At 55.3% G+C, this 11,744-nt stretch carries 11 protein-coding genes; 2 read left to right on the top strand and 9 right to left on the bottom strand.

The features are described 5' to 3' along the window. The 7 genes from M0R70_03010 to M0R70_02980 all read right to left on the bottom strand — a co-directional run. Positions 1-472: cation-transporting P-type ATPase (locus M0R70_03010; GenBank protein MCK9418330.1), on the bottom strand; the 472-nt coding region annotated here is incomplete at its 3' end. A 508-nt stretch (positions 473-980) separates the two neighbouring features. Continuing rightward, a complete protein-coding gene (locus tag M0R70_03005; GenBank protein ID MCK9418329.1) occupies positions 981-1,280 on the bottom strand; it encodes a zf-TFIIB domain-containing protein in 300 nt (99 codons plus the stop codon). Further along, complete coding sequence (locus M0R70_03000) at positions 1,267-1,506, bottom strand: PGPGW domain-containing protein (GenBank protein MCK9418328.1); 240 nt, start codon at positions 1,504-1,506, stop codon at positions 1,267-1,269. Before M0R70_03000 ends, M0R70_03005 begins: the two co-directional genes overlap by 14 nt. Before the next feature lie 83 nt (positions 1,507-1,589). Next, positions 1,590-2,402, bottom strand: coding sequence for a prohibitin family protein (locus M0R70_02995; GenBank protein ID MCK9418327.1), 813 nt, complete (start codon positions 2,400-2,402; stop codon positions 1,590-1,592). Positions 2,403-2,838: 436 nt separating this feature from the next. Beyond that, positions 2,839-4,857, bottom strand: a complete 2,019-nt coding sequence (locus M0R70_02990; GenBank protein ID MCK9418326.1) for a biotin attachment protein — start codon at positions 4,855-4,857, stop codon at positions 2,839-2,841. 14 nt (positions 4,858-4,871) lie between these two features. After that, complete coding sequence (locus M0R70_02985) at positions 4,872-5,474, bottom strand: carbonic anhydrase (protein ID MCK9418325.1); 603 nt, start codon at positions 5,472-5,474, stop codon at positions 4,872-4,874. A 7-nt stretch (positions 5,475-5,481) separates the two neighbouring features. Next, positions 5,482-6,939, bottom strand: a complete 1,458-nt coding sequence (locus M0R70_02980) for an ATP-grasp domain-containing protein (GenBank protein ID MCK9418324.1) — start codon at positions 6,937-6,939, stop codon at positions 5,482-5,484. 842 nt (positions 6,940-7,781) lie between these two features. Here M0R70_02980 and M0R70_02975 point away from each other — a divergent pair. Next, the gene (locus tag M0R70_02975; GenBank protein MCK9418323.1) at positions 7,782-9,404 is read left to right on the top strand and encodes an AarF/ABC1/UbiB kinase family protein; all 1,623 of its coding nucleotides are present in this window, start codon (positions 7,782-7,784) and stop codon (positions 9,402-9,404) included. Positions 9,405-9,668: 264 nt separating this feature from the next. Here the strand turns inward: M0R70_02975 and M0R70_02970 are convergent, their stop codons facing one another. Continuing rightward, the gene (locus tag M0R70_02970) at positions 9,669-10,448 is read right to left on the bottom strand and encodes an MBL fold metallo-hydrolase (GenBank protein MCK9418322.1); all 780 of its coding nucleotides are present in this window, start codon (positions 10,446-10,448) and stop codon (positions 9,669-9,671) included. Between the two features lie 159 nt (positions 10,449-10,607). Here M0R70_02970 and M0R70_02965 point away from each other — a divergent pair, with 159 nt between their 5' ends. Next, positions 10,608-11,342 carry an RNA methyltransferase gene (locus M0R70_02965; GenBank protein ID MCK9418321.1) on the top strand — a complete coding sequence of 245 codons (735 nt, stop codon included), beginning with the start codon at positions 10,608-10,610 and terminating at the stop codon, positions 11,340-11,342. A gap of 76 nt (positions 11,343-11,418) precedes the next feature. Here the strand turns inward: M0R70_02965 and M0R70_02960 are convergent, their stop codons facing one another. Next, entirely contained in the window at positions 11,419-11,697 is a 279-nt protein-coding gene (locus M0R70_02960; GenBank protein ID MCK9418320.1) for a hypothetical protein, read from the bottom strand. Between the last annotated feature and the right edge of the window lie 47 nt (positions 11,698-11,744).

The following is an 11,744-nucleotide window of genomic DNA, read 5'->3' as shown; positions in this document are numbered from 1 at the left end:
TAAAAAGAGCGGCTTCGATCATTCGCATGTCAGCGGGGACGATTTTCCCCGCCTCGAGCAGAACGACATCGCCCGGCACAAGCCGGGAAGCGGAGATGGTTTCCGGCATGCCGTTTCTCATGACTGCCGCGGACGGCGCGGCCATTTTTTTCAGGGCAGCCATGGCCTTTTCCGCGCGGTATTCCTGGATAAACCCGACAACCGCGTTCAGGACAACAATGACAATGATGGCAATCGTGTCCGAGACCTCGCCGATGAAGCCTGAAATAAGCGCGGCGGCAATGAGGATGAGTATCATGAAGTCCTTGAACTGGTCGAGGAACATCATGAATGGAGACTTCTTCTCCTTCTCCACAAGTTCGTTGGGACCGTGCTCCAGGAGCAGCTCCTGCGCCTTTGCCGCGGAAAGGCCCTGGAGCGACGACCCGAGTTCCGTAATGACTTCTTCGATGTTTTTTTGATGCCAACGCATGTTTTTTCTTATCCTTTCCTTTACACTGGTTAAAAGCCGTCAGGGAAGCTGTTCACCCCGTCAGACCTCTCGTCGTCTCAGTGATTATCGCGTTATCCGGCATTATGCCGCTTTCATCGGGAGGTCTAACGGGGTTCACCGCATACCATGCAGCAGCGCGAGATTGATCATAAACACGGCGCCGCTCCACGTTCTTCCAATGACTACGATTCATTTCGAGGTATCAATATAGTGTATCATAAGCGGCGGGCGACCATCGGCAGTGGAGCCCCCTCCGGCAGGAGCCGGAGGCTCCCACGAACAACGCGACCTCCCGGAACTGCTTCCGCGCGACCGCTCTTATGTACTGGTCGCGTGGAAGCGCTTTTCACCCCCGGCGGGAGCCGGGGGATGCCGAGGCGCGGCATTGCTCAGATCCACGACAGAAAAAGACTTTAAAAAAGAACAGGGCCGGGAAACATCAACTATGCAGCCCTTTGTTCCCGACCCCTCAGCGGAGCCCCGCGAGTTATTTTTTGAAAACGCTGAAGAGCTTGTCGAGGCCCATCTTGTCCAGCTTTGCCACCTGCTCCATCTCTCCGGCGTCGAGCCAGACCCCGTCGCACTCGGAACACTTATCAATTTTAATTTTCTTGTAGTCTATCTCGATCAACTCCATCCCGCACTTGGGGCACATCATATAATGCAGTTCTTTCATCCTTTTCTTTTCTTCCTCAGCAAGCCTCTTGTGTTTCTCCTCCTCGAGCTTTTTCTTATTCTCAAACTCAATCCGTGCAAAATGTTCTTCTTCGCGTTCACTTGGTCTCATGCGAATTACCCCCTTCTTTTGTTTTTTGAAATTTACCCTTAATCGTTTTTAACAACATGGCCGCCCAGACAAATTCAGTGGAAAGGATTCCCAAACCCAAGGGCACCACGCCACGATAATAGCGGGACCGGGCAATCCAAGCATTGCAACACCGATAAGCAGCACGGTGAAGCCGACCACCACGATTAGCAGCTTTTTTGCCTGCACGACGGCTCTGAGCATCCACGCGGTCATATCCTTTGCCGGATCCTTCGCTTCAAATTCAGGCGCCCTCATTAGCGTAGGTGCCCGCTCACGCTTCAACGCACCTTACTTATTAGTGTCTTCAATCTGGATGAACGGAACAGCGCCGCCGGTCACGTTTGGCAGCTTGCCGTCCCACTTCTCGATGGCCTTTATCTGGGCATCGATCTGTCGCAGCTTGATGAGGTCCGGAGAGATCACCTGGCGCTGGAGACGGAGCGCCTCTGCATCGGCCTGGGCTGTGGCGATCTTCTGCTGCGCTTCCACCCTGATCCGGTCCAGGTCCCGCTTCGCCCTGAGCGCGTGCTGCTCGGCGCTTTGCTTCGATTCAATGGCTTTATTGAACTCGGTCGAGAACTGGAAATCCGTGATCGAGAGCTCTATCACCATGATGCCGAAAGGCGCCAAACGGTCGCGGAGATAATCGCGCACCTGGGTTTTGAGCGCCTCGCGTTTCGAGATCAGTTCCTCGGCGGTGTACCGGGCCGCGGCGGCCTTAAAGCTCTCTTCAATGCCGGGATTGATGATCTTCTCCGACACGTCCTGGTTCAGGCCGATGGTCCTGTACGTCTCGCCGACCTTGTCCGGCTGGAGGCTGTAGTTCAGGACCATGGTGGTCTGGACTACCTGCATGTCCTGGCTGGCGGCTTCGGTCTTGGTGGTGGTCTTCTGAACGCGCACGGTCATGCGAATGATGTCCTCCATGAAGGGGACCTTGAAATGAAGCCCTTCGGCCACCACGCGGTTCACCGCGCCGAACCTGAGTATGACCCCGCGTTCGCCCGCGTCGACCACAAAGTACGAGGACATGACAAGCATAAGGCCGAGAATCGCCAGTAGGCCGATTGTCGCCATTTTCGGGACTTTTTGCGGATCCATTGTTATTCCTCCGGGTGATAGAGTGCCCCGCCTACGGCGGGGTTGCTGAGAACAAATTAAACTATAGCAAAAGAATGGAGCGGGTGAATATCCTTGAGTGTCAGAGGCCTCTTCCAAAAAAAAGACCTTTACCGCCGCAAAATATATTGCGCGATAAAGGTCTTGCTTGTTAGTGTTATCTAACCCGTGGTACCGGACTCTTATCGAGCCGTGCTGACGATATCCACGATTCAGCTACTCCCCTTTACAGTAAGCATATGATATCCGTAATATGGACACGTGTCAACACCGAATATTCAGGGAAATTCGCCGTATGGTCCCTGTATTAAGTGACACCGGATAATCGCATGGTTCAGCGGACCCGCCAATTCATACTCCGGCGCCAAACCGCCCCCGGAGCTGTGCCTGGCCGCGCTCGCATGCCGCGATTCAGGACTTATTGCTTCTCGATCACAAACAGCAGCTGACCTTCCTGCACCGTCTCGTTGAGCTTGAAGCAGAGTTCGGCGATCTGGCCGTTGCTGGGCGCGAGGATCGCGTTCTCCATCTTCATGGCCTCGAGGTTCGCGATCTCTTCTCCCTTGTGGACGATGTCGCCGACCTTGATGGGCCCGCGATCGGGATTGCCGATCCTCCAGAGGTTGCCGTTGATCGGGGCGCCCACATCATTCGGGCCCTTGGCCATCCGGGTCTCGACCTTCCTGGCGCGCGGGGTCGCGACCGTATACACTCGCGTCTTGTTGTTCACCCTCATCACGACGTGCACAAAGCCTTCGTGCTCCGCGCCGATCGACACGAGTTCGACGGAATAGGGCTTGCCCCAAAGATCGAAATCCACACGTTCCCCGGGTTTCTTGAGGCCTTCGCGCCAGACATTGGTGGGCAGTGCCAGCGGCGCATTGCCGTACAGATTACGGAAACTGATATACTCCAGCGCGTCTTTCGGGTGCATGAGATACAACACAAATTCTTCATCCGTTGCCGCTCGGCCGAGGTTGTCCGAAAGTTCCTTGCGCAGTTTGTCGAGGTCGTCCTGGGCCATTGATTCGAGCGGCGAGGTCTCTTTCCGTTCTTTGATCTTCGCGGCCCCCTCTTCTCCAAACGCGCTCTGGTACACCCAGTCAGCCGGCCAGCCGACGGGAAGTTTTCCGTAATTGCCGAGCAGCAGGTTCTTGAAGTCTCCGGGCGCGGTCCTGAAGAGCGTCAGCAGTTCTTCCTGCTCGTCTTTCGACATCGCGCCCAACTGCTGCGCTTTTTCCTCGACGAATTTTATCATGAGCGCAAGGATGTGCTTGACCCCCGCGTCGCCGCGCTCCTTGGCATAGCGGTTGATGATCCCGCTGCAGGTGACCCAGGTGATCTGGGAGCCGGGAGTCACATCGAAATATTTCACGATCCGGTTGTACAGGGACATGAGCTTCAGGACCGCGGGCATCAGATGAAGGAAATCGGCCTTCTGCGCCTGCTCAAAGGAACTGGGAAAGGCGCCGCCCGGCATCTTATGGCGCGTGACCGTGTGGTCGAGCCCTTTAAAGGGCGATTCGGCCCACTCGTAGTGTCCGATCCATTCGCGCACCTTCTGGACCGCCTCCTCCGCCTCGGGCCGGTTCAGATGCACCGGGATCCCTGATTCCTCAAAGATCGCCTGCACGCCCAGGATGGGCGAGTGGCCGTAGAACCGGACGAGCGAGTCCTCTTCCACATCGAAGATCTGCGCCCCTGCCCTGGCGGCTGACAACAGGGCGGGGATGGCAAGCCCGTCGGTGATATGCCGGTGATAGTTGATCACCAGCGTTGGGTATTTCTGTTTTATGGCGCTGATCAGGTTGCCGATCCGGGAGACATCGCCGACGCCCGCCATGTCCTTGACACACAGGATGATCTCGTCCACACCCGAGCAGAGGTCGACCATGTCCCTGATCACCTTGAGATAGTATTCGTTCGTGGCCCAATCCGCGGTGGTGAAGGAGATGGTCGGTTCGAAGAGCCGTCCCCGCTTCATCACGACGTCGGCGACCGTGCGCATGTTCCGCACATCGTTCAGGAAGGAGAAGCACCGCCAGACATCGATGTCCACCTGCCCTACGGCGTACTCGATCACGTTCTTCGGATACGGGCGGTAGCCCCACAGGTTGGTCTCGCGGATCAGGGTCTGGAGCAGCACGTTCGGCATGAGTTCCCGGAGCAGCGCGGTCTCTTCGAACGGGCTTTCCCGCCGGTTCATAATGCCCACGTGCCATCGCGCGCCGCCATGGCATTCCGCGCTGAACAGCCCCATCTTTTCATAATGGGGGGCGAGCGTTTGCAGGTCGTAGATCCGGTGGCGGTTCTTAAAATCCGACTGGCCCGCGTCCCGCATCCCTACCGAGGTGAAACACACGCCTTTCAGCGAGCGGACCGCCTTGACGAGCTCTTTCGGGGACATTCCGGGTCTGACAAATACAGGGTCGTTCATGTTTGTCCTCTCCTCTACGCTTTGCTTCTGAGACGCCCCCTCGCGGGAGTCCCCATCTGGGTCACCTTCAGGTCCTTGATCAGCCCGTCCGAGATCGAGTATATCCATCCGTGGATATACAGCTTTCTGCCCCGGTCCCACGCCTTTTGCACGATCGTATTGTGCGACAGGTTTTCCACCTGCCGCTTTACGTTCAGCTCGCACATCTCATTCAGCGTGATCCGCTTGTGCTTCCTTACGGCCACCCGCACGTTCTCGAGCCAGTGCTCCAGCATCCCGTAGGTGGCGTTCTTCTTGACGGCCGCGATGCCGCCGCACCCGTAATGACCGCATACGATGATGTGCTTGACCTTGAGGACCTCGACGGCATACTGCAGCACACACATCAGGTTCATGTCGGTATTGATGACCTGATTGGAGATGTTCCGATGGACGAAGATATCTCCCGGCAGCAATCCCGTGATCTGGTTCGCCGGCACACGACTGTCGGAACATCCGATCCACAGGTACTTGGGCCGCTGCTGCCTCTTCAGCTTGCTGAAGAACCCCGGGTTCTCGAGCTCGACCCGCCGGGCCCACTCCCTGTTGTTGTTCAGCAGCCTGATGATCTCTTTCATACCCGGTTCACATCCATTTCTGGGGTCCCAGCGCCGAGATCTCCGCCACATACCGCGCGATCTTGAGCACCTCGTCTTCGCTGTTCTGCTCGCTGAACTTGGAGATCAGTTCATCCATGTGCTCTTCGATGAACCGGGTCGAAAACTCCCCGGAGATGAAAGACGGGTGCCTGATAATACTGAGCAGCAGCGGCTGGAGCGTCTTGATGCCCTCGACTCTGAGGTTCCTGCCGAGCGAGCGGTCCATGACCCGGATGGCGTCTTTCCGGTCCGCGCCCGCGGTCATGAGCAGCATGAACAGCGAATCGTAGTACGCGGGGACATCGCCGCCCTCGTACACACCCGATGCCACGCGTACGTTCGGACCCATCGGCACCTGCAGCCGGGTGATCGGCCCGAAGGAGGGGCTGAAGTTCTTTGGGTCCTCGGCGTTGAGGCGAACTTCCAGCGCCCACCGGTTCGGACGGATGTTGGACTGATTGAACGGCAGTTTTTTGCCGAGTGCCACGTCGATCATGATGCCGACGATATCCAGGCCCGTGATCAGTTCAGTGATGCCGTGCTCGACCTGCAAGCGGGTATTCACCTCGAGGAAATAGAATTTTCTGGTCGCCGAATCGAAGATGTACTCCACCGTGCCGGCCGACGTGTAGCCGATCTCGCGCATAAGCCGCGTTGCAGTGGCGCAGATCTCCTGGCGCAGTGCGTCGTCGAGGCTTGGTGAGGGCGCCTCCTCGACGATCTTCTGGTTCCTCCGCTGGATCGTGCATTCCCGCTCGTACAGATGAATGACATTGCCGTGCTCATCAGCAACGATCTGGACCTCGATATGCCGGCCCCGCTCGATATATTTTTCGACCAGGATGGTCTCGTTGCCGAAGGACTTTTTGGCCTCGGACCGGGCCCGGGCCAGGGACTGCGACAGGTCTTCGTCATTTTCCACCTTGACCATGCCCTTGCCGCCACCGCCCGCCGAAGCCTTGATCATAATCGGATAACTTACCTCATCCTTCTTCATCCACACCTTGATCTGTTCAATGTCCGTGACCGCGTCGATGCCCGGGATGGTCGGGACATCGGCCTTCCGTGCCAGGGCCTTGGCTTCGATCTTGTCCCCCAGCATGCGGATGACCTCGGGAGACGGGCCGATCCATATGAGTCCCGCGTCGATCACTTTCTGCGCGAAATCCGCGTTCTCAGCCAGAAAGCCCCAGCCCGGATGGACCGCGTCAGACTTGCTCTGAAGAGCGGCCTGGACCATCTTGTCCATATTGAGATACGACTCGGAAGGCGGGGCCTCGCCGATGTAAACCGCCTCGTCCGCCATGAACACGTGATGGGCAAGGCGGTCGGGATCGCTGTACACCGCGGTGGTGGGGATCTTCCGGTCCCGGCACGTGTGCATGACCCGGACCGCGGGAACGCCCCGGTTCGCGATCAGGATCTTATTGATCGTTCTCTTCATTAGCGGTCTCCTGAATTGTTAGTGCAAACGAATTAATACAAACGCATAAAATATTGTTACCTGTAGGGCAAGGCTTTAGCCTTGCTTTAAGCAACCCTGAACAGGCTGTTGAAAAAGTCTTTTTGTGGTTCGACAGGCTCACCACGAACGGATAAATACGAATAAATTCAATACACGCTCCGTTCGCCCTGAGCTTGTCGAAGGGTAAACTAAGTGTTTTTCAACAACCTGTGAAGGGTTGCCCTACAAATAATATAACAACCCTTATTGCGTTTGCTAGAGTAAAGAATTGATACATTCCTACGGAATCCCCCTCACCTCGGTCCTCTCCCTCCCCCGATAAGAGCATTCGAGGGCAGGCTCCAGGGAGAGGTTGCAAACCTCCCTCGCCCCTTGCGGGAGAGGGCTGGGATGAGGGGTCCATGCAAGGGCAAACATTCGCGCGACTATGTCAAGTTCTGAGGAGAAATGGCATATAGTTATCAAAGTGGAAAAAAGTTCTATTCGCTCCGGTTGGTCCGGTTCAGGTAAAAAAACCTTTACCTGATGAACAGAAATCCACTGTCATTCATCCTGGTAAAGGTCATATTGTCAAGCTTCCCCGGTCAGGAGCGTTGTCGGCGGCAAGGCAGATTGAGGCTTCCTGTCCAAAAGGCCGCCGCCACTCCTGTGTTCTTCCCACTCATTAATGAGGCGAAGCTCATATTATTTGAGAATACCGCTCGTTGTCAAGTTAATATTGCTCCGAAAGGCGGGTTTGTTGATTAACCGGCGCTCCTGCCGTTTCGTGCCCTGTTCATTCTCAGCATATCCTTCCCCCTCTCAATTTGGTATAATCAATTATGACAATCATCGGCTACCAGATCAGGTTTGTTCGGGGCGTCGCCCTTTTTCTTCGCATACTTCTGGGCTATAAGCTTTTCTCGTTCAGAAACATCTTCGCCTCTCCTGCAATGCGAAAAGAACGGCTCAAACGGCTTCATTCAAAATACGCCTTTGTGCTGCGCGAGCGCATGATCGAGATGCGCGGCGTGCTGATCAAGATCGGCCAGTTTCTGTCCTCGCGCGTGGACATCCTCCCGGAGGAATACACGACGGAGCTGTCCAAGCTCCAGGACCACGTTCCGCCTGCGGACCTCGCGGAGATCATGAAACGCGTCATTGAAGAGATTGGTCCACCGGAGGACGTGTTTGCGTCTTTTGATGAGACACCCATTGCCTCGGCCTCGATCGGTCAGGTGCATCGCGCCACCCTGAAAAGCGGCGAGCGCATTGCGGTAAAGGTCCAGTATCCCGGCATCGAAGAAGTGATAACGGCCGATATCCGGACGTTCCACTTCATTATCAGGCTTCTCAAGGTCTTCTACCGGCGCATCAATCTCGACGTCATTTTCTCCGAATTCTCACGCATTATCCACGAGGAGCTGGACTACATCCAGGAAGGAAAGAACGCGTCGGCCTTTGCCAAAAACTTTTCCGATAACCCGAAGATCAGAATTCCTGCTGTGTATTGGCCGTTCACGACGTCCAAGGTGCTGACGCTCGAATTTCTCGAAGGCGTCAAGATCACGGACCTCGATGCGATCGACGCGCAGGGGGTCGACCGGAAAGAGGTGGCGCGTGCCCTTGCCGAGGCCTATTGTCAGATGTTCTTCACCGATGGCCTGTTCCACGGAGACCCCCATCCCGGCAATATTTTCGTCCGTCCAGGCCCCGAGATCGTTCTCGTTGATTTCGGCATGGTGGACCGCATCTCGCCCCCGAAAAAAGAGGGGCTCAAACGCGCTTTTACCGCGATCATGGAGCGCGACAGCCTCGGACTTGTCCGGGCGCTTGTGGACATGGGGTTCATCCCGCTCACCAGGAACCTTCAGCCGCTGGTCCAGTTTGTAGACAGGATTTTCGCGAAATACCGCGATATCTCACCGAGTGAGTTCAAGGCAATGGACATCGAGGAGATGGGAAATGATATCATGGAGGCCCTCCGGCTCAGCCCCTCGATCCAGATCCCGAACGACTTCATCCTGTTCGGCCGGGTCATGGGCATGCTGAATGGTCTCGGGTCTCAGCTCGACCCCGATACCAATATCATTGAGATCGCCACTCCCTTCGCCAAGCGCTTTATCATGGCCGAGGCGATGTCGTCAGCCGCCTTCTTCGGGCAAGCAGGCGTTACTGTTCGCTCGCTGGTGAGTCTGCCGAAGCTGTTGTCCGATTTTCTGGTTTCCACGGGGCGGAACGAAACGCGGGTAGAGATCACTTCGCGGGACATCGTAGGGGAGCTCAAGATCATCTCGCGCATCGGTAAGGGCCTGATCCTCGCGTTTCTCACCGTGGGAGCGGGTCTGGCCGCGGTAATTCTCCGGATCAACCATTTTAATACGGAGAGCGCCTGGCTGACGGCCCTCTGCGGCGTCTTTTGTATCAGGATCTTTATCCTTATCCGCCGATCGAGACGGCCGTGATCCTGTGATCCATCAGCATCTTTCCCCCCGATACGTCACTCAAGAACCGCGCTTTGTGTGTATCGTTACTTTTTGCGACGTTATCAGGTTTGAAGATCTCGTAAAAAATCAATTGTTCACACGAAGGCACAAAGGCACGAAGGAAGTCATATCGACAACATTCAAGTTTTTCTTTGTGATCTCCGTGATCTTTGTGTGAGAACGCTTTTTATGAAAGTATCGGATTTGTCTCAGATTGAATTCAAGCTCAGCGAAGAGGAAGGGTTATAGTACGGTAAATATTTCCGTGGACTGGTAACGGTCGGCCACATACAGGGTGACCTTTCCGGAGATGGCCGCGCGGTGGGTCTTGAGCGCGACATCGGGGTGGTTGTTCTCTTCCGAGAGGTGAGAGAGACATGCCCATTGGAGGCGCTGCTCTACAGAGGCGCGGCGTAAAAGCTCGGCGGCTTCGATATTTGAAATATGTCCGTGCGGTCCCCTGATTCGCTGCTTGAGATAGGCCGGGTAAGAGCCGGCAGCGAGCATGTCGGGATCGTAGTTGCTTTCGAGAAAAACAGCGTCGAGCGATGCCACGATCCGGGTGAGGTCCTTGAACACATGCCCGAGGTCGGTCAGCACGCCGATTCGCTTCTTCCCTGCTTCGACTACGAAGACGGACCCATCCACTCCATCATGGGGCGTGGGGATGGCATGCACGAGCACATCGCCGAATCTGATCTTGTCGCAGGCCCGGAAGGTGCGCACGTCGGTAAGCTTTCCGAGATTGCATCGCGCGGTCGCAGCGGCAAGCGTCGCCGGGGTAACATAGATCGGGATGCCGAATTTCCGCTGGTACACACCCGCATGCCGGATGTGATCGCCGTGATCATGCGAGATGATCACCGCATCGACCGTATGGATGTCCCGGCCGTGAGCGGCAAGCCGGCCCTGCGCCTGTACGCCCGTGATCCCGGCGTCGATCAGGAGTCTGACCCCCCCTGCTTCTATATATATGCAGTTTCCACTGCTGCCAGACTGGAGCGATATCGCGATCATGCTCATGATGAAAACACTCTAACAGTCCACCTCAAGCTTGTCAACGTGAATAATGCTCGCTCAATATAAACTTGAGTACAGCCTTCATTTTCTCTATAATGTCCTTACACGGATAAACTGGAAAAGAGCGGGGGAAAAAAGTATTTCGCCGTTACAAGTATTGCCATGAATCAATTACTTGACAACGTCAGCATCGTACTGGTGGACACAAAAACACCGGGGAACATCGGCGCCGCGGCCCGATGCATGATGAACATGGGCCTGAGCCGGCTGATCCTCGTGGATCCGCCGAAGGACAAGGATCAGGATGCCCGCAAGCTTGCCGCGGGTGCCCATGAGATCATTGAGAATGCAGCGGTGTTTCCAGCGCTTGCCGAGGCGCTGGCCGACCAGGGGTTCGTCATCGGAACGTCAAGACATGCAGGCAGACAGCGTAAAAACATACGAACTCCCCGCGAGATGGCGGAGCAGGTGATTCCGATTCTCGCAAAGAACCGCGTGGCGATCGTGTTTGGAAACGAAGTGAACGGACTGGAAAACAGCGCCCTCGCCCTCTGTCATGAGATCGTGGCCATACCGGCATCGGAAACATTTCCGTCACTGAACCTCTCTCATGCAGTAATGATAATTGCCTACGAGCTTTTTTTGGCTTCAGGCGCTCAGGTTGGCAAATTGAGCAATGAGCTTGCGCGCAGTGATGATATCGAGGGTTTTTTCGTGCAGTTGCAACAAACGCTACAGACGATCGGCTTTCTTGAGCGCGACCATCCGGAACGCCTGATGTTTTCGCTCAGGCAGCTCTTCGGCAGGGCACGGATGAACAGCAGGGATGTCAGTATCTTGCGGGGTGTTCTGAGCGCGGTTGAAAGGGCAAATCGATCAGGCAAGGAAAATCCGTGATCAAACTCGAATTTGTTCTATCACAGGATATTTTGCATTGGGGTTGAAAACGATCTTATAAAGATTGCAGATGGTATTATTCTTTCGGGTAATATCTCTTTATCCTCTCCCGATCCTCGCTCTCCTTATCACTCTTATAGTAAATTTCGATGAACTCGATCCAATCCGCTTCTTCGTGATACGTATAGATAACCCTTATCCCCGACTGAGCGCCTTTGCCTTTCAGCGCTTTGCAAGCGAACTTCTTTGCTTTATAGATTTTCGGGGAACGGATGCCGAGGTCAGATATATGAAAGATCGACCCGCTGTCTATTTTCTTTATGTGAAACGCGTTCATTGCGACCTTGATGAACATCCATAAGTCATCCTCAAGGGAAGGAAATCGCTTGAGGAGTTTCTTTA

It is taken from the genome of Nitrospirota bacterium, from assembly GCA_023229435.1.
GTDB lineage: Bacteria > Nitrospirota > UBA9217 > UBA9217 > UBA9217 > JALNZF01.
This window is presented reverse-complemented; position numbering and strand designations above follow the sequence as displayed.